Consider the following 19,339-nt stretch of genomic DNA (forward strand, 5'->3'; position numbering starts at 1 on the left):
GCAACGGTCTTGTCGATGAATGCAACACGGTGTTGCATTGATATGCGACTGAACGCACCGGAGGTGCCCATGCCGGGCGGCAGGCTGACCCAGGAGGACCGACGGTTGATCGCGACCTGGCTCAAGGACGGCCTCGGTTACGCCGAGATCGCCCGGCGGCTCGGTCGCCCGACGTCGACGATCAGCCGGGAGGTCGCGCGCAACAGCGGTCATTCCGGTTACCGCGCCGAAGAAGCGAACCGGATGACCGGGGACCGCGCACGGCGCCGCAAACCACGGCCACGGGCCATCCCCGTCGTCTCGAACGGTTACGGGCGGGACCCGGAAGCCGTGCGCGCCTTCGCGGCCGACTTCACCGAGATGATCGTGGCGACCGGACTGCCCCGGATGACCGCGCGAGTGCTCGCGTGCCTGGCCGTCAGCGACGGCGGTGTCCTCACCGCGGCAGAGCTGGCCCAGCGGCTCCAGGTCAGTCCGGCGTCGATCTCGAACGCCGTCGCCTACCTCGAAAAGCAGGCGATGCTGAAACGGGAACGGAACGGCCGGCGCGAACGGTACGTCATCGACGAGGAGATGCCGCAGCGAGTGTGGGCCGAGAGCGTCCGCTCGAACCAGGAATGGGTCAAGATCTCCCGCCAGGGCGCCGAAGTCCTCGGCACCTCGACCCCGGCGGGTGCCCGCATGGACGACCTGTCCCGCTTCCACGCGCGCATCAACGAGGTCATGCTGGACGACCGTGTCGCGGTTTACGCCGGCGACGCGCCGACCGTCCTCGCCGCACTCCTGCACGCCGGCCGCGCACTGTCCGCTCCGGCTCTCGCGGCGGCGCTGGGGTGGTCCTCCGAGCGGGTTTCGACCGCCTTGCGGGTGGTCACCGAGTACCCGCATATCGCCGGGCCGGTGGGGCTGGTGGATGGGGGCGGGGAATTCCGGGCGGTTGTGTTGGTGGAGCGGCTGACTGCGGCGCAGTTGGCGGCTTTGGGGTCGTGAGTTTTAGGGCTCTGTCGACGAGGGGGTGGCTGACGGTGGGCTGTCGCCGTTTTTCGGCGATGAAGGGTTTCGTCCGTCGGTCGGGAGCCGGAGCGACTCGACTGTCAGCGCTACACATCGGCTGTACCCGGTCGCGATCGCCGTTTCCCGGCAACGGCGCTCAGAACGGTGGCGGTTCGCCGGCCAGAGGGCCTTCTGTGCGGGGTTCGTGGAGGGGCGGTGGTGTGCTGTCGTAGCTGTGTCCGGTGGGGGTGGTGACGGTCAGCGTGCCGTCAGGGGCGAGGCGATAACTCCAGCCGGGTTCGTCTTTGAGGCGGTGGTCGCGGCGGCAGAGGTCGATCAACTCATCGGCGTTGGTGTGGCCGCCGAACTGCCACGGCACCACATGATCCAGATCGCAGGCCTGCGCCGGACGCCCGCAGCCGGGTCTTCGACATTCACGATCCCGGACTCGCACAAACTCGCCCAGACCCGCCGACGGCCGATACCGATCCCGCCCGAGATCCAGCACCTGCCCGGAGAGCGGGTCGGTGATGATCCGGCGCAACACCGTGTCCGGCCCGGTCGCGATGTGCCGTGCCAACCCCGCCGGAATATGGCCGTGTCCGGCCAGCTCGGCGGGGTCGTTGTTCAGGCCGAGATAGGTGAACAGATCCATGTACAGAAACACCTCGGTGCGTTCGCTGGTACCGCCCTGCCCGCCGAGCAGCAGATCGAGCGCGATATCCGCACGCAGCTGATCCAGCGTCCGGGTCTCCCCATCCTTCCGCAAGGCGCGGGCTTCACGATCGATCCGCCGGTAAGCCGCGGTGACCTTCTCGGCGGGACCGTCCTCGACCTCGATCGACGCCACCCCGGTCTCGCCCTGCCGCACCCTGAGACGACGCCCCTCCCGGTTATGCTTCGCACGCTTATCCGCACCATCACGATCCACCATGTTCGCCGCGTGATTCGCCGCTTTCCGGATCTGATCGGCATTCCTGCCCGGCAACCGATCCTCCAGCACAGCATCCACGGCACGCGCGTTCTCATCCGACAACCACGCCGTGGCGGCGACGACCTTCATCGCACCGAAACCAGACAGCTTCCCCCGATCCATCAACGCCAGCGTGCAAGGCAGACGCGTAGTCAACGCGGCCGCGGCAGAGACCATCGCACCCGCGTGATTGTCCATAAAAGACAACTCGACCGCGACTTCCTGCACCACACTCCCCGCACCCCCACGATGCCGGCTCAGCTGAGCCAACGCCCGGAACCGCACCGCCTCCAACCGCGCGATCCCCGCCGACGCAGCCTTCGCCACAGCCACGGAATCCTTATCTCCCAACGAAACTACCGAAGCATTGACCAACTCCAAAAGATCAGGATCAACAATGTCCTCGAGAAGCGCCACAGGCGCCGCCTTGTAGGTATCCACCCGACGAACATACGATCGACCACCGACAGTTTCCGATCACACGCCCACCGTAAGACGTTGCCGATTTCCGACAACGGGGAATGGCGATTCAGGTTATTGAGGCGTCACGACCCTCACATCACGTCTCGTACGACCAGCCGCTCCGAAGCCCGCTCGATAGCCGCCTCCACCGCACCGACCCGGTCCGCCAGCAGGCCCACCGCGCCGACCGCCCGGCTCATCGGATCCTCGTCGTCCCCGCCCAGCGCCTGCGCCCGCAGGTAAGCCGCTTTCACGTCCGCCCACCGCTGCGCCGCCGAGGCGCTCAGCCGTCCGCGCAGTTCCGCCAGCTTGAGCAGGTTGGCCTCGGCGCCCGAGGTCAGCGTCTGCGCTTCGCCGGCGTAGTGGTCGTCGATGAGCGCTTCGAGTTCGGCGTCGTTCATCGCCGGAACGATCCGGCCTGCCAGCTTGTTCATGTTCCGGTAGGAACCCTGCAGCTGGAACGGCGGTTCGACGCGGGACGCGTCCGCCTGCGCCGCCGAAGCGATGTAGGCCTGGTTGTTCTTCAGCACGATCCGCTGCACCCGGATCAGTTTCCGCAGCACGGCGAGGATCTGCTCCAGCTCTGTCGCCGAATACGCGTGCTTCAGCTGATCCGCCCGGACACCGCCGTCACCTCGGGCGAGCCGGACCAGAAGGTCCACATCGGACCGTTCCCGCGAGACGAGCGGTGCCAGCACGGTGTTCGCGGTGAGCGCGTTCTCGATGTAGCTCAGCGCGAACAGCTCTTCCTTGCCCGACAACACATCGCCGAGGTTCCACACGTCCGCGCGGTTGGCGAGCATGTCCGGGATCCGGAACCGTTTGCCCTGCTCGGTGTACGGGTTACCGGCCATGCAGACCGCGAACCGTTTGCCGCGCAGGTCGTAGGTCCGCGTCCGGCCCTCCCAGACACCTTCCATCCGCCGCTGCGCGTCGCACAGCGAAATGAACTTCTGCAACAGTTCCGGCGACGTGTGCTGGATGTCGTCCAGATACAACAGCACGTTGTTGCCCTGTTCCAGCGCGAACGAGATCTTCTCGACCTCTTGTCGCGCGGTCGCGTTGGGCGCGTCCGCCGGGTCGACCGAGGTGACCTCGTGCCCGAGGGCGGGCCCGTTCACCTTGACGAACACCAGCCCGAGGCGGCTCGCGACGTATTCCATCAGTGTCGTCTTGCCGTACCCCGGGGGCGAGATGAGCAGCAGCAGACCGGATTGGTCGGTGCGGCGGGCGTCGCCGGTCGCACCGAGCTGCTTGGCGAGATTGTCGCCGATCAACGGCAAGTAGACCTCGTCGAGCAGCCGGTTGCGCACGAAGGCGCTCATCACCTTCGGCTTGTACTCGCTCAACCGCAGCCTGTCCCGCTCGGCCGCCACCAACTCGTTGCGCTGCCGTTGGTACGCGCGGAAACCCGGGACCCGATCGCGCCGGAACCGCTGCGTCCGCGCCAGCGTCTCGTCGAGCCGGAAGGTCATGGACCGGTTGACGATCCGCGGATGCGAACCGAGCAGACCGTCCACAGTGGCCGAGAGTTCCGCCGACGAGTCGTAGCGCGGCAGGTCGGCCAGTTCGATCGCGACGGCCTCCGCCAGTTCGTCACCAGGTGAACGAGTAGAGTCCACAAAGGACGTCAGCCAGGCTTCGGCGAGCTGGTGGCGATCGGCGAGATCGTCGAGCGCGCGCAGGTCTCCGGCGAAACTGCGCCTGTCGAGCCGGAACTTGTCGAGCAGCGCCCGCGCCCCGCCGCTGGTGACGAATCCCGGTGAGGCGTCGGCCAGCTCCTCGAACAAGTACTCGCCGGCGAACTCGAGATCGAGCGTCAGACCGGAGTTCTCGGCGAACGCGGCCATCGCCTCGGTGAACTCCCGCGCCAGCGCGTCGATCGCCGTGGTGTGCCCGAAGGCCTCCCGCACCCGCGCGAGCGACGCGGCCCGCGTCGTCCACGCGCCCTTCGCCGCTTCTTCGGCGCCGAACGCCCAGAACAGCTGCGCGGCCGCCCTCGACGCGGGCGGATACCGCAGCAGTCCCGCGGCGGAACGCAGGCGCAGCAACGCCGACAGGATCGCGGCGGCGTCGTGGTCGTGCACACCGCGGGCGTAGCCCTCGTCGTACCGGTTCCCCGCCACCCGACGGACGACGTCGAGCAGGTCGGCCTCGATCAGGTCCGGCTCTTCGTGCAGGATCGACGTCGCGAGATACTCGGCGCGATAGACCTCGGGCGATTCCGAGACCAGCAACTGGTCCCAGTACGGCCTCGTCGCCTCGAACGAGGCGTCCCGTACGGGAGCGCGGTAGTCGGTTCCGGTGATCGCGAACTTCATCCCGCCGGCGTGCGGGACCAGGGTGAGGTCGATGTCCTGGGTGTTGACCGCGAAGGTGTTGCGGCCGAGGCGGATCGTCTCCCCGCCCTCGCCGTAGAGGTCGAGCCGGTCGCGCAGCGCGCGGCCCGCTTCCTGGCGGGCGGCCTTGACCCGGCCTTCGAGTTCTTCGGCACGCACCTGGTCGCCGAGTTCGCGCAGTTCGGCGACCACACTGCGCAGCTTCGAGACCATCGGGTCCGAAGCGAAATAGGTGTTGATCTCCTCGACCGAACCGAGGGTGCCGACCCGTCTGGTCACACTCGTGAGGATCCGCTCGGCCGAATCGACCAGCCGGTCCGCGCGGCGCGCCCGCTCGTCGAGCAGCGCCTGCTTGCGTGAGGAGAACGCCTCGTAGACGTCGGTGCGCTTCTCCCCCAGCGACACCAGGAAGTCGTCGAATTCGCCGAACCGCGATTCGAGGTTTTCCAGCTGCAGCAGCAGTCTGCCGAGCTGCTCGTCACAGCGGTCCGGGGTGTCCGCGACCGCGAGACCGCCGGTGATGGCCTGCGCGAGCAGGGCGAACTCGGCGGCGAACTCCGCCCGCCCTTCGGTCTCCAGCAGTTCCTTGCGCCGCGCTTCGAGCGTGGCCCTCGCGCGGTTGACCCCGCCGATGACCTCGCCGACGCGTTCCAGGATCCGCGTCCGCACCACGGCGTCCGCGATCTCCAGCCCGCCGACGACGTCGGTGAGGACTTCGAGCCCGCCGGACTGCTCGTCGAGCCGCTCGGCGACCGGGACCGCCTCGGCGACGGTGGCGATCGCGCCCGCGGCGGCGATCAGCCCGTCCACCTCGGCGTGATAGCTCGTGAACGCGTCCTCGCCCTGCAGGAACCGCACGGCCCGCTGCGCGGCCTCGCCGAACTCCGTGTCCAGGTCCGCGATCAGCTTGTCCACGCGCCCGGTGTCGACGTACCGCAGTTCCCGCACGGTGACCAGATGTCCCCGCGCACGGTGCATTTCGGCGAGCCGTCGCACCCACGCGTCGGCCGCGTTCAGCGTCTCGCCGCGCACCTTGCGCACGAGCGAGGCGGTTTGCGCGGCCGCTTCGTCGACAGCTTCGGCCGCCTGACTGGTGAGCGCGGTGACCGTCTCGAACTCGTCGAGCACCTGCTCGGCGGTGACCCGGACCTCCGACAGCGGCGACCGCAGATCGCCGAGTTCGGCCTCGCCGAGCCAGTGGTAGTGGTCGAAGATCCGCGCGCACGCGGCGATCAGGGCTTCGAACACCGCCGCCGACGGCGCCATCTCGTCGACCATCCGGCCGATCGAGAGACAGTCGGAGATCCCGCGGACCAGATCGGCGTTGCCGACCCGTTCCAGCGGCCCGGTCCCGGTCGGCTGCGACGCGGCGTAGGTGTCCGATTGGAACGGCGTCCGCCACACCTGCATCGGATGCACGCGGCTCGGCTCGTCGGACAACGCCCGGAACAGCACCATCGTGCCGTCGTCGAACAGCGAGTACCCGTGGCACGGGATCGGGTTCGAGACCTCTTTGCGGATCACGTTGTACGGCAGGAGGAGCGTGCGTCCCTCGGCCCGCGCGTGGAAGACGTAGAGCACGTCCTCGCCGTTGGGCGAACGGATCACCCGCTCGAATTCGAGACCGTCCACAGTGGTGTCGAACGTCTTGCTGACACCCGTGTCGAGGTAGTAGCCGCCGGGGAAGATGATCCCGTGGTCCTCCGGCAGCCGCTGGCAGGCCTGCCCGATGCCGTCGAGGCGGACCACGTCCCGCGTGCGGGTGTTGAACACCAGGTAGCGGTACTCGGTCTCCTTGTACGGCAGCATCCGCACCAGGATCAGCGGACCGATCCTGGCGTAGGAGACCTCTGCGTCGGCGAGGCTCTGCAGCGGCTCGTCGACCGGTTCGGAGTAGATCCCCTCGCCGGTCTCGGTGTTGTTCTCGACCTTGATCGTCAGGTTGCCGCCGACGGTCTCGACGAACACCTCGTCCTCGATCGAGATATGCGGATGCCGTCCGAGAACATGCTGCTCGCGGGTGGTCTCGATCCATTCGAAGTCGTGTGACGGCGGGAAGACGTGATCGCGCTCGCCCCGGCTGTCCACATAGGACACCTTGCCGTCGGCGGTGATCCCCCAGCGCAGCACCCGGATGTCCTCGGTACGCGGCCCGATCTGGAAGATCGCGAGCAGCTTGCCCTCGACCCGCCGCAGCTGCAGCAGTTTCGCCTGCCGGTAATACCGGTACAGCTCGGCGAAGTCGCGGACGAACTGCTCGTCGCGCAACAGCTCCGGCAGCTCTTCGGCGGGCACGTCGTCGAAGCGGAAGGCTTCTTCGTCATGGCTGAAGCCGTGCAGCGAGAAGACGTCGTCGACCGTCGTCTCGGGCTTGAGCCCGATGAAGACGTTGTAGCCGAACAACATCCGTCCGCCGACCGACACGACGTCGCGCGGCACGCAGTTGTTCGCGGTGCGGATCCGTTCGGTGCCGATCAGCGCGAGTTGCGCGCTGCCGAAGACCCCGAGCCGCGTGGTGTTGAGTTCGTCCGCGCGTTTCGCCAGTTCGGCGGCCTGTGCGGCGAGCCGGGCGCGGAGCACCTCGTAGGTGCCCGCGTCCAGCTGCTCCGTTCCTGCCGCCGGTTCGGTCGTCGTCACTGCTTCGCGGGGGCGAGGGCGGCCACGGACGTCTCGGCGAGGCCGAGCCGCTGCGCCATCGACAGCAGCTCACGCAGCTTGTCGCTGTCCGGGCCGCCCGCCTGCAACTGCTTGGCCAGGAAGGCCGACAGCGTCAGGTTCTTCACGTCCTCCGTGCTCACCGAACCGACCAGTTTCGTCAGGTCGTCGGTGAAGCTGCCCGAACCGTCGAGCCACGACTTCCCGAGCGTCTGGACGACGTCCGAGTGTTCGACGAACCCGTCCACGCTCTTGCCGAGGCCGATCGAGCCGATGATCTTCTCGAAGAACATCGTCTCGCCGCCGACGATGTCGATGTCGGCCTTCTCCAGTCCGATGCCGAGCACCGTGGCCTGCGCCTCGGCGACCTCGCGCTGCACGTTGAGCGCGGCGAGCCGGATCTCCTTCTCCGCCTCCAGGCGCAGGCGGTACTCCTCGTGCTGGCGGCTGGCGCTGTCGAGCGCGGCCATCGCGGCGGCCTTCTCGGTGAGACCTTCGGCCTCGCCCTTGAGCTTGTCGCGCATCCCGTCGGCGAGCACGATCGCCTTCTCGCGGGCGACGATCGCCTCGGCCCGGCCCACCTTCTCCAGCGCGTCGGCGTCGCGTTCCTTGACCTGCGCGGCGGCCAGCCCACTGGCGGCCTCTTCGGCCTGGATCCCTTCCGCCAAGCGGATCTTCGCGCGGGTCTCCAGTTCGGCGGTCTGCTGGCGTGCCTCGGCCAGCGTCAGTTCCTCGCGGGCCTTGTGCTTCGAGGCGGCCTCGGCGGCTTCCGCGGCCTTGATGTCCTTGACCAGGCTTTCCTGCGCTTCCGCTTCGGCCCGGATGATGATGGCCTCGCGCTGGCGCTCCGCCTCTTCGACGACGCGGAGCTTCTTGATGATCTCTTCCTGCTCCGCCACCGTCTTCTCGACCGCGATCCGCTCGCGGATCACCTCGGCGATCGAGCGCTTCTCGGTCTCGACCTCCTTGTCCTTGGCGATCCGGGACAGCTCGGTCTCGCGTTCGCGGCCGATGACCTCCAGCAGGCGGTCCTTCTCGATGCGCTCGCTCTCGATGGCGATGACGCGCTCGCGGTTCTTGCCGGCGACCTCGATCTCACGCTGCTGGTTCTGGTGCTGGATCCCGAGTTGCTCGTCCGTGCGCAGCCCCGCGGCCTGCGACTTGAGCCGCTCCTCCGCCTGGACCTTGGCGATCTCGGCCTCTTCACGAGCCCGCATGGTCTCGATCTCGCGCCGCTGCTTGATCTCCGCGTCGGCCTGGCGCCGCTCCAGTTCGAGGATCGCCTCCCGGGCGTCCACGTCCTGGCGGGTGATCTCTTTTTCCTCGCCGCGGCGGAACTCGTTGGTGCGCACGTGCTCGATCGCGGTCAGCTCGGTGATCTTGCGGATACCCTGCGCGTCGAGGATGTTCGCGGAATCGAGCTGCGCCATCGGCGTCTGCTCGAGGTAGTCGATGGCCGCGTCTTCGAGGCTGTACCCGTTGAGGTCGGTGCCGATGACGCGGATGATCTGGTCCCGGAACTCGTGCCGCTTCGTGTAGAGATCCACGAAGTCGAGCTGCTTGCCGACGGTCTTCAACGCTTCCGAGAACTTCGCGTTGAACAGTTCCTGCAGGGTCGCCTCGTGGCTCGCCCGTTCGGTGCCGATCGCCTGCGCGACCTTGATGACGTCCTCGGTGGTCTTGTTGACCCGCACGAAGAACGAGATCCGGATGTCGGCGCGGATGTTGTCCCGGCAGATCAGGCCTTCCCGGCCGGTGCGGGTGATCTCCATCGCCTTGACCGAGGTGTCCATGATCTCGGCCTTGTGCAGCACCGGAAGGACGATCGCGCCGGTGAACGTCACGTCGACCCGGCGGACCTTCGAAATGATCAGCGCCTTCCCCTGTGGCACCTTTTTGAACAACCTGGTGATCGTGAAGAGCAAAACCAGGAGGATGACAACTATCACGGCGATCAGAACGCCGGCCCCCACGCTGATGGCACCCATACTGTTCCTTTTCTGCTTCAGATGTCCAAGGACTCGACCCAGAAGAACTCGCCTTCGGAGTCGTAGTCATAGAGAACTACGCGGCTGCCCGCCGTCAGGTTGCCTTCGCCTGCCTGACGAACGTCCACAATGGCCGTCGACCCGTCGGCGGCGGCGACTTCGGCCTGCCCGAAGTCGTGGGTCACCGACGAAGTGCGGATGACCGCGGCGCGACCGACGAAATCCATCCTGCTCGGTTCCTTCGCGGGACCGAATACCCGGCGCAAGGGCACCACGATCACCCTCGTCCCGAGTGCGCCGAGGACGAGCGCGACGACGAGCACGCCGGCGCCGAGGCCGATCCTCGCGGGTGTCGAAAGCTCCAAGTCATCGAGAAGAACCGTCCCTGCCAGACTGACGAACCAGGTGAACGCGATCAGCAAAGAGAGCGAAACGGACAGCGGGACCCCGCCGAAGCCCGCCAGGAGCCCGTCGCCGCCGTCGAAATCATCGGTGTCGACAGCGCCGAGCAGTGCCAGCAGCCAATAGCCGATCACCACGATCAGCAGGAAGCTGAAAAGCACGGCCGGGAACCCCAGAGCCGCGGTGACGAACCCGCCCATCGCCGTCGTTCCTCCCCCATTACCCCGAGTCAGGACTATAACCAGGGCGTGACGCCGGGAGGAGGGTTTTCGGCTACGAGTGGGTCACGGTGTGCGCAACCGTGCGGCGGTCATCCTGACGCGGAGCGTTACGCCGACCGGCCGCTCCGACGCCATCCGGTTGGACCTGTCGCGCCACCGGGGGCGCCCCCTACTCTCCAGTATTGAGAGTGACACAGGACACACCACGGTCTTGGGAGGCTCCATGGGGTGGCACGTTCGCGAGGTGATCGACGGGGATCAGCGCGAACGGCGGATCCGCCACGTCACCCGATGTCTGAGCTGCACGCTCACCTGCGTCCACTGTGGACTCCCCGCCGGTTTCTCCCTTCCCCCAGGACATCCAGGCCTCGGCGTCGTCGAGCATCTCCCCGGCGCGGCCACCCCCGGCCTGCCGGACCTCGCCCTCCTGCACCGGTTCTGCCGGGACAATCCCTCACCGGAGACCGGTATCGCGCTCCGGCGCGCCTATCTCGGGCTGGCGACCGAACTCTTCGAAACGGGGCGGCGGATCCGCTGCCACCAAAGGAGAAGTCACCAAAGACTCGGCGTGCGCCCGCCACGGCCGGGACGTCTCGAGGTCTACCGAAAACGGTGGCGAGTGGCCAAAATGCGGTACGCCTGCAAGGCGTGCCGGTACTACACCGGCTCTCACTGAGCCGATTCTCCCCCGGAGGACTCGTGCTCGTTCGTCTCATCCTCGGTCTGCTCATCACGGTCGTCGGCCTCGCTTTCGCCGCCCGCCGCGCCGCCTGGCTCGCGAAACTGATCCGGTCCGGTCAGCCGGACGAGAAGCGCTCGGACGTCATGGCCGTCCGCGCGAAAACGCATCTGGCCGAGGTCTTCGGTCAGCGCAAACTGCTGAAGTGGTCCGTTCCCGGGCTCGCGCATCTCTTCACGTTCTGGGGTTTCGTGATCCTCGGCTCGGTCTACGTCGAGGCGTACGGCGCCTTGTTCGACCACGACTTCCATATCCCGCTCATCGGGCACTGGGCGGCGCTGGGGTTCCTCCAGGATTTCATCGCGGTCGCGGTGCTCGTCTCGCTCGGGGTGTTCGCGGTCATCCGGATCCGCCAGGCACCCGAAAGGAAAGATCGCGCGTCACGCTTCTTCGGCTCGCACACCGGCGGCGCCTGGCTGATCCTGTTCATGATCTTCAACGTGATCTGGACGATGTTCCTCTTCCGCGGCGCGTCGGCGGCGGTCGGCGTCTTCCCGTACGAGTCGGGCGCGTGGGTTTCCCTTGGCGTGGGCGAACTCCTGGAGCCCCTCGGCCCCGCGGTCACCGAACCACTGGAGACCGTCGGGCTGCTGCTGCACATCGGCGTGATGCTGGCGTTCCTGTCGATCGTGCTCTACTCCAAGCACCTGCACATCTTCCTGGCGCCGGTCAACGTCACCGCCAAACGGCTTCCGGACGCACTCGGCCCGCTGCTGCCGATGGAATCGGCGGGTAAGCCGATCGACTTCGAGGATCCGGGCGAGGACGACACCTTCGGCCGCGGCAAGATCGAGGACTTCACCTGGAAGGGCATGCTCGACTTCGCCACCTGCACCGAATGCGGCCGCTGCCAGTCGCAGTGCCCGGCGTGGAACACCGGGAAACCGTTGTCCCCCAAGCTGGTGATCATGGATCTGCGGGACCACCTCTTCGAGAAGGCGCCCTACATTCTCGACGGCAAGGAACCTCCCGAGGAGCGCCCGCTCGTCGGCACCAAGGAGGACTTCGGGGTCATCGACCCGGAGGTCCTCTGGTCCTGCACGACTTGCGGCGCTTGCGTCGAGCAGTGCCCGGTCGACATCGAGCACGTCGACCACATCGTCGACATGCGCCGGTACCAGGTGATGATCGAGTCCGCGTTCCCCAGCGAGCTCGGCGTGCTGTTCAAGAACCTGGAGACCAAGGGAAACCCTTGGGGCCAGAACAATTCCGACCGCCTCGCGTGGACGAAGGGCCTCGATTTCGAGGTACCCATCTTCGACGGCGAACTCGCCGAGGACGTCGAGTACGTCTATTGGGTGGGCTGCGCGGGCGCTTTTGACGACAACGCGCGCAAGACCGTCCGCGCCACCGCGGAGCTGCTGCATCTGGCCGGGGTCAAGTACACGATCCTCGGCACCGACGAATCCTGCACCGGCGACCCGGCACGACGTTCCGGCAACGAGTTCCTCTTCCAGATGCTCGCGCAGCAGACCGTCGAGACCCTGAACGCGGTGTTCGAAGGCCGCGAGCCGGGCACGCGCAAGATCGTCACCACCTGCCCGCACTGCCTGAACACGCTCGGCCGCGAGTACCCGCAACTGGACGGGCACTACGAGGTCCTGCACCACACGCAGCTGCTGAACCGGCTCGTGCGCGCGGGCAAGCTGACCCCGGTCAAACCGGTCGACGCCGGACCGGTGACCTATCACGACCCCTGCTACCTCGGCCGCCACAACAAGGTCTACGAACCGCCGCGCGAACTCGTCGGCGCGACCGGCGCCACGCTGAGCGAGATGCCCCGCCACGGCGACCGCTCGCTGTGCTGCGGTGCCGGCGGCGCGCGGATGTGGATGGAGGAGCAGATCGGCAAACGCATCAATCTCGAACGCGTCGACGAGGCGCTCGGCACGGACGCCGAGACCATCGTCACCGGCTGCCCGTTCTGCCGCGTGATGCTGAACGACGGTCTCGTCCAGCGGCAGAGCGAGCAGCGTGGCGAGAACGTCACCGTGCGCGACGTCTCCCAGCTGCTGCTGGAAACCGTGAAGGAGCGGGATAGGACCACGACGGAGATTTGAGGCACACGTGAGTTGGAAGTTCGGCGCACCGAACTCTAGACTCACGGCATGGCGAATCTGCGCAAGGCCGTGTGCGCGCTGGCGGCGTCCACGCTCGTCCTCACCGCGTGCGGCGGTCCCAGCGCGGGCGAAAGCGACCACCGGCCGGTAGTGCTGACCACGTTCACGGTCCTCGCCGACATCGCGTCGAACGTCGCGGGCGACAAGCTCCGGGTCGAGTCGATCACCAAGCCCGGCGCGGAGATCCACGGCTACGAGCCCACCCCGGACGACATCAAGAAGGCCGCGAAGGCCGACCTGATCCTCGACAACGGACTGAACCTGGAGGCCTGGTTCGCCCGTTTCGTCAAGGAGAGCGACGCGCCGCACAAGGTGGTCAGCGAAGGTGTCCAGCCCATCGCCATCGGCGAAGACGCCTATCAGGGAAAGCCGAACCCGCACGCGTGGATGTCCCCGACGAATGTGGGTATCTACGTGGACAACATGGTGAAGGCGTTCAGCGAGCTCTCCTCCGGTGACGCCGCCGTGTTCAAGGCCAACGGCGACGCCTACAAGGCGAAACTGAAGGGGGTGCGCGACGAGATGACGGGTGCGCTGAGCGGCCTGCCGCAGAACGAACGCGCGCTTGTCAGCTGCGAAGGCGCCTTCTCCTACCTGGCGCGCGACGCCGGGCTCACCGAGCGGTACATCTGGGCGGTCAACGCCGAGCAGCAGGCGACGCCGCAGCAGATCACCCGCGCCATCGAGTTCGTCAAGCAGAACAAGGTCCCCGCGGTGTTCTGCGAATCGACCGTCTCCGACGCCCCGATGCGCCAGGTCGTCTCCGCGACCGGTGCCGCGTTCGGCGGTGTCCTCTACGTCGACTCCCTGTCCACCCCCGAAGGCCCGGTGCCGACGTACCTCGATCTCATCCGCCACGACTCGAAGACGATCGTGGCCGGCCTCACCGGAGCGAAGCCGTGACCGCCGCGATCCGCGTCGAGGACGTCACCGTCCACTACGGCGACGTCCTCGCCCTCGACGGTGTCGACGTCACCCTCGAGCACGGTCACGTCTGCGGTCTGGTCGGGATGAACGGCTCCGGCAAGTCGACGCTGTTCAAGACGATCATGGGCATGGTCCGGCCGGACACCGGCACCGTCTCGGTCGACGGCGGCCCGCCCGCCCGTGCCCGCAAGACCGGCGTGATCGGTTATGTGCCGCAAAGTGAGGACGTCGACTGGTCGTTCCCGCTGTCGGTGCGCGACGTCGTGATGACCGGCCGCTACGGGCGGCTCGGGTTCACCCGGCGGCCGCGCCGCGCCGATCACGAAGCCGTCGATCAAGCGCTGGAACGGGTCGAACTGACCGAACTCGCCGAACGCCAGATCGGACAATTGTCCGGCGGCCAGCGCAAACGCGCGTTCGTCGCCCGCGGCATCGCACAGGGCGCGCGCGTCCTGCTCCTCGACGAGCCGTTCGCCGGCGTGGACAAGCGCTCCGAGGCCACGATCACCCGCCTGCTCAAGGAACTCGCGGCCGACGGCGCCGCCGTCCTGATCTCCACCCACGATCTGCACGCGCTGCCCGGTCTGGCCGACGAGGCGATCCTGCTCATGCGCAAGGTGCTCGCGCACGGCTCCCCCGACGAGGTTCTCCGGCCGGAGAACCTCGCGCTGGCCTTCGGACTCGATGTCCTGCGACGGGAAGAAGAACCCGCGTGAACCTCTACGATCTCCTGCTCGAGCCGCTGGACTACGGCTTCATGGTGCGGGCGCTGGCCTCCACGGTCGTCGCGTCCGTGGTCTGCGCGGTGCTGTCCTGCTGGCTGGTGCTGATCGGCTGGTCGCTGATGGGCGACGCGGTCTCACACGCGGTGCTGCCCGGCGTCGTGCTCGCTTACGTCCTCGGCGCGCCCTTCGCGCTGGGTGCCGTCGTCTTCGGTTTCCTCGCCGTGGCACTGATCGGTGTCGTCCGCGACACCAGCCGGGTCAAGGAGGACGCCGCGATCGGCATCGTGTTCACCACGCTGTTCGCGCTCGGCCTCGTGCTGATCTCGGTGACGCCGAGCCAGACCGACCTGAACCACATCATCTTCGGCAACCTGCTCGGCGTCGACGTCTCGGATCTGATCCAGATCGGGGTGCTCGGCGCGATCACCCTCGCCCTGCTCGTACTCAAACGCCGTGATTTCACCCTGTACGCCTTCGATCCCACGCACGCGCACGCCATCGGCCTCAACCCGCGGCTGCTCGGCGCCGCGCTGCTCGGGCTGCTCGCGCTGACGTCGGTGGTCGCGCTGCAGGTGGTCGGCGTGATCCTCGTGGTGGCCATGCTGATCATCCCCGGCGCGACGGCGTATCTGCTGACCGACCGGTTCGGCCGCATGCTCGTGATCGCGCCGTCGTTCTCGGTGCTCGCGGCGGTGACCGGGCTGTATCTGAGCTACCACCTCGACACCGCGTCCGGCGGCATGATCGTGCTGGTGCAGGGCGCGGGGTTCACGCTCGTGTACCTGTTCGGGCCGCGGCACGGGATCGTGGGGAAGCGGCTGGCCAAGCGCAGGCGCGAGCTGGCACGAGCGGCGTAACCGGACAATCACCCCGCGCTCTGTGTCTCTCGCGACATCCGCCTGATCGCTCCCTTAGGTTAGGCTCCCCTCATGTCGACGGAAGACGCGCTGCTCACCGGCCATGACCTGGTGCTCGCGCATCATGAGCGGGCCGTGGTGGACGGCGTGTCGCTGTCCCTGCGCGCGGGTACGGTGACCGCGCTGGTCGGGCCGAACGGTTCCGGCAAGTCGACGCTGTTGCGTTCGCTGGCGCGCCTGCACCGTCCTCGCGCGGGCGACGTCCGGCTCGGTGAGCGGTCCGTGTGGGGCGGGAACGCGTTGTCCGGCAAGGAGTTCGCGCGTCAGGTCACGTTGCTGACCCAGCACCGGCCCACGCCGAGCGGGGTCTCCGTCCGCGACGTCGTCTCCTATGGCCGCTACCCCTACCGCTCGGGCTGGCGAGGGGTCGACACCGACGGCGCCGCCGCGATCCGCCGCGCGATGGAACTGACCGGCGTGACACCGATGGCCGAACGCGGCGTCGACGAACTGTCCGGCGGCGAACTCCAGCGTGTCTGGCTCGCGTCCTGCCTCGCGCAGCAGACTTCGGTGCTGCTGCTCGACGAGCCCACCAACCATCTCGACCTGCGCTACCAGGTCGAGATCCTCGATGTCGTCCGCGATCTCGCCGGAGAAGGCGTCGCGGTCGGCGTGGTGCTGCACGACCTCGACCACGCGGCGATCATCGCCGACGAGGTCGTGCTGCTGAGCGAGGGAACCATCGTGGCCACGGGTGACATCGGGCAGGTGCTCACCACCGAGCATCTTTCCCAGGCCTACGGGGTCACCGTCCACGTCGCGAACGACCCGGTCACGGGCGCGATCCACTGCAGGCCACTCGGGCGCTATTCGCCAAGGCCCGCCTGAGAAAACCCAGGAAGAACCATGCGAGTGCTGACCCCTGCCCTCCTCACGGCGGCGGCGTTGCTGTTGTCCGCCTGCGGCACCACCGAGACCCCCGCCTCCGCGCCGGACGTGCCCGCCGCGAGCGGTCCGGTCACGGTGACCGACGCGCGCGGCAAGGCCGTCACCCTCAAGGCCCCGGCGAAACGCGTCGTCGCGCTGGAGTGGGGCGAGGCCGAAATGGTCGCCTCGCTCGGGGTCACGCCGGTCGGCGCCGCGGACGTCGCGGGCTACAACGTCTGGGACAAGGCCGTTCCGCTGCCTGCCGAGGTCAAGGACGTCGGCAAGCGCAACGAACCCAGCGTCGACGCGATCGTCGGCCTGAACCCCGAGGTGGTCATCATGGCCGAGGAACGCGACTCGACGCTGGTGCCGCAGATCGAGAAGTACGTGCCCGTCGTGGTCACCAAATCCAGCGACGCGAGCCGGAACTTCGACCGGCTGCGCGAGGACTTCAAGCTGATCGCCAAAACGGTCGGCAAGGAGGCCGAGGCGGACAAGCAACTGTCCGAAATGGACGCCAAACTCGCCGAGGGCAAGAAGGCCGTCGAGGCCAAGGGCGCCGTGGGCACGCCGTTCCTGATGGCCGACGGCTACCTCGAAGGCAGCACCGTCAGCATCCGCCCGTTCGGCAAGGGTTCGCTGGTCTCCGACACCGCCGAGGCCGTCGGCCTGAAGAACGTGTGGACCGGACAGGTCGACCCGCAGTGGGGCCTCGGCCAGACCGACGTCGAAGGCCTGACCGCCATCACCGACCCGAAGACCGTGTTGTTCTACAGCGCGTCCGAAGAGGACGTCTTCACCACCGGGCTCGCGCAGAACGCCGTCTATCAGCGGCTGCCGTTCGTGGTGTCGAAGAAGATCCACAAGCTGGAGGCGGGAACGTGGACCTTCGGCGGACCGAAGTCGATCATCTTCACCGCCGACCAGATCGTGAAGGCCATCACCGCCTGATGATCGAGGATCTGCGGTCGCCGCAAGCCGTGCGGACCGCCGTGGTATCGGCGGGGCTGGTGGTGCTCATCGCCGTCCTCGCCGGCGTCCACCTGACACAGGGCACCTCGACGTCCGGCCCGCTGGACGTGGTGAAGGCGCTCTTCGGCCAGGGCGACGCGCAAACCCTCGCGGTACTGGAGGGTTCGCGCGTCCCCCGGCTGCTCGCCGCGCTGCTGCTCGGAGTCGCCCTCGGCGTCGCGGGCGCGGGAATGCAGTCCGTGGCCCGGAATCCGCTCGCCTCGCCCGACACGCTCGCGGTGAACGCGGGCGCGCATTTCGCCGTCGTGGCCATTTCGGCGCTCGGGCTTTCGCTGCCGCTCGTCCCGGTGGGCGGGGCGGCTTTCGCGGGCGGGCTCGCCGCGGCCGTGATCGTGCTGGGACTGGCGGGCGGCGGTTCGGCGAGTCCACGGCTGGTGCTCGTCGGTTCCGCGGTGATGCTGGCGCTCCAGTCGGTGACCATCCTGCTGCTGCTCATGTTCGAGCAGGAGACGTCCGGGCTCTTCGCCTGGGGCAGCGGTTCACTGACGGTGTCGGATCTGCGCGCGACCGGGCAGATGACGCCGATCGTGGTGATCGCCGTCGTGGCGCTCGTCGTGATGGGGCGCAAACTCGACATCCTCGCCCTCGGCGACGACAACGCGACCGTGCTCGGCCTGCGGGTACGGCGGACGAGGGTCGGCGCGGTCCTGCTGACCGTCGCGCTGACCGCGGCGGCGGTGACCGTCGCCGGACCGGTCGGCTTCGTCGGGCTGAGCGCGCCGGTGATCACGCGGCTGCTGCTGCCGATCGCCAAGCATCGCGTGCTGCTGCCGGTGTCCGGCCTGGTCGGGGTGGTGACGGTGCTCGGCGCCGACGTCGTCCTGCGGGCGATCATGGGTTCGGCCGCCGCGGTGCGGGTACCGACCGGTGTCGTGACGACGCTCGTCGGCGCCGCCGTGATGGTGTGGCTGGCGCGACGCGGCCGGGCCAGTGGCTCGCGTCGTCCGTCCCCGGCGGGGCGGGTCGGCGTCGCCGGATCGAAGCGGCGGCTCCTGACCATCACCGGCGCGCTGGTGGTGCTGCTGGCCGTCGTGCCCGTTGTCGGTCTGATGCTGGGCGACCGCGTCGTCCTGCTCGGCGACCTCGCGAACTGGGTCACCGGCAACACCGGGACCGCGCTCACTTTCGTGCTGGACCAACGGCTTCCGCGGGTGCTGGCCGCGCTGCTCGCCGGTGCCGCGCTGGCGGTGTCCGGCTGCGGGATCCAGTCGGTCAGCCGCAACCCGCTCGCCGAACCCGGCCTGCTCGGCATCACCGCGGGCGCCGGGCTGGGCGCGATCACCCTGATCACCATCGTCCCGACGGTCGGTGCCTGGGCGATCGCCGGTGCCGCCGGCGCGGGGGCGGCCGTGGTGTTCGTGCTGGTCTACGGGCTGGCGTGGCGGTCCGGGCTGGATTCGGACCGGCTGGTGATCATCGGCATCGCGGTCTGGTCCGCCGGGATGGCGCTGATCACCCTGCTGATCGTCGTCTCCGACCCGTGGAACTCGGCCAAGGCGCTGACCTGGCTTTCGGGGTCGACCTACGGCCGCACACTGGAACAGGTCGCGCCGGTGGCCTTGTCGCTGCTCGCGCTGACGCCGTTGTTGTGGGTCAAGCACCGCGAACTCGACCTGCACGCCCTCGACGAAGACACGCCGCGGGTGCTCGGGATGCGTATCGAACGGTCGCGGCTGGTGGTGCTCGCGGCGTCCGGGATCCTGGCGGCCGCGGCGGTGTCCGCGATCGGCGTGGTCGCCTTCGTCGGACTGGTCGCGCCGCATCTGGCGCGATCGCTGGTCGGCGGACGGCACGGCCGGGTGCTCCCGGTGGCGGCGGCGCTCGGCGCGCTGCTGGTCAGCGTCGCGGACACGCTCGGGCGGACGGTCATCGCGCCGGCCCAGATCCCCGCCGGCCTGGTCATCGCGCTGGTCGGGACGCCGTACTTCGTCCTGGTGCTCTGGCGGACCCGGCCGTAGAAGTCCGTGAAGGACTCCTTG

General features: G+C 68.1%; 13 protein-coding genes. 9 read left to right on the top strand and 4 right to left on the bottom strand.

The window, feature by feature from the left end:
* Nucleotides 1–69 precede the first annotated feature (69 nt).
* A complete protein-coding gene (locus ACZ7KI_RS01600) occupies nt 70–990 on the top strand; it encodes a GbsR/MarR family transcriptional regulator (protein WP_470271442.1) in 921 nt (306 codons plus the stop codon).
* 160 nt (nt 991–1,150) lie between these two features.
* Here ACZ7KI_RS01600 and ACZ7KI_RS01605 read toward each other — a convergent pair whose 3' ends face one another.
* The 4 genes from ACZ7KI_RS01605 to ACZ7KI_RS01620 all read right to left on the bottom strand — a co-directional run bounded on the left by ACZ7KI_RS01605 (nt 1,151) and on the right by ACZ7KI_RS01620 (nt 10,012).
* The gene (locus tag ACZ7KI_RS01605) at nt 1,151–2,407 is read right to left on the bottom strand and encodes an HNH endonuclease signature motif containing protein (RefSeq protein ID WP_470271312.1); all 1,257 of its coding nucleotides are present in this window, start codon (nt 2,405–2,407) and stop codon (nt 1,151–1,153) included.
* Nucleotides 2,408–2,520: 113 nt separating this feature from the next.
* On the bottom strand, nt 2,521–7,404 hold the full coding sequence (locus ACZ7KI_RS01610; protein WP_470271313.1) for a DNA repair ATPase: 4,884 nt from the start codon (nt 7,402–7,404) through the stop codon (nt 2,521–2,523).
* The gene (locus tag ACZ7KI_RS01615; RefSeq protein WP_470271314.1) at nt 7,401–9,347 is read right to left on the bottom strand and encodes a flotillin family protein; all 1,947 of its coding nucleotides are present in this window, start codon (nt 9,345–9,347) and stop codon (nt 7,401–7,403) included. Before ACZ7KI_RS01615 ends, ACZ7KI_RS01610 begins: the two co-directional genes overlap by 4 nt.
* Before the next feature lie 80 nt (nt 9,348–9,427).
* The gene (locus ACZ7KI_RS01620) at nt 9,428–10,012 is read right to left on the bottom strand and encodes a hypothetical protein (protein ID WP_470271315.1); all 585 of its coding nucleotides are present in this window, start codon (nt 10,010–10,012) and stop codon (nt 9,428–9,430) included.
* A gap of 244 nt (nt 10,013–10,256) precedes the next feature.
* Between ACZ7KI_RS01620 and ACZ7KI_RS01625 the strand changes: the two genes are divergently transcribed.
* The 8 genes from ACZ7KI_RS01625 (at nt 10,257) to ACZ7KI_RS01660 (ending at nt 19,318) form a co-directional block, all read left to right on the top strand.
* Nucleotides 10,257–10,709 carry a hypothetical protein gene (locus tag ACZ7KI_RS01625; protein ID WP_470271316.1) on the top strand — a complete coding sequence of 151 codons (453 nt, stop codon included), beginning with the start codon at nt 10,257–10,259 and terminating at the stop codon, nt 10,707–10,709.
* A 23-nt stretch (nt 10,710–10,732) separates the two neighbouring features.
* Nucleotides 10,733–12,832, top strand: a complete 2,100-nt coding sequence (locus ACZ7KI_RS01630; RefSeq protein ID WP_470271317.1) for a (Fe-S)-binding protein — start codon at nt 10,733–10,735, stop codon at nt 12,830–12,832.
* Between the two features lie 48 nt (nt 12,833–12,880).
* The gene (locus ACZ7KI_RS01635) at nt 12,881–13,795 is read left to right on the top strand and encodes a metal ABC transporter substrate-binding protein (RefSeq protein ID WP_470271318.1); all 915 of its coding nucleotides are present in this window, start codon (nt 12,881–12,883) and stop codon (nt 13,793–13,795) included.
* On the top strand, nt 13,792–14,535 hold the full coding sequence (locus ACZ7KI_RS01640) for a metal ABC transporter ATP-binding protein (protein WP_470271319.1): 744 nt from the start codon (nt 13,792–13,794) through the stop codon (nt 14,533–14,535). The genes ACZ7KI_RS01635 and ACZ7KI_RS01640 overlap by 4 nt, the downstream gene beginning before the upstream one ends.
* Entirely contained in the window at nt 14,532–15,401 is an 870-nt protein-coding gene (locus ACZ7KI_RS01645) for a metal ABC transporter permease (RefSeq protein ID WP_470271320.1), read from the top strand. Before ACZ7KI_RS01640 ends, ACZ7KI_RS01645 begins: the two co-directional genes overlap by 4 nt.
* A 72-nt stretch (nt 15,402–15,473) precedes the next feature.
* Nucleotides 15,474–16,289 (top strand): ABC transporter ATP-binding protein, encoded by an 816-nt coding sequence (locus tag ACZ7KI_RS01650; RefSeq protein WP_470271321.1) that lies wholly within the window; start codon nt 15,474–15,476, stop codon nt 16,287–16,289.
* An 18-nt stretch (nt 16,290–16,307) separates the two neighbouring features.
* Entirely contained in the window at nt 16,308–17,279 is a 972-nt protein-coding gene (locus ACZ7KI_RS01655) for an ABC transporter substrate-binding protein (protein WP_470271322.1), read from the top strand.
* Nucleotides 17,279–19,318, top strand: coding sequence for an iron ABC transporter permease (locus tag ACZ7KI_RS01660; RefSeq protein ID WP_470271323.1), 2,040 nt, complete (start codon nt 17,279–17,281; stop codon nt 19,316–19,318). Before ACZ7KI_RS01655 ends, ACZ7KI_RS01660 begins: the two co-directional genes overlap by 1 nt.
* Nucleotides 19,319–19,339 lie beyond the last annotated feature (21 nt).

It is taken from the genome of Amycolatopsis sp. NPDC039088 (assembly GCF_055598845.1).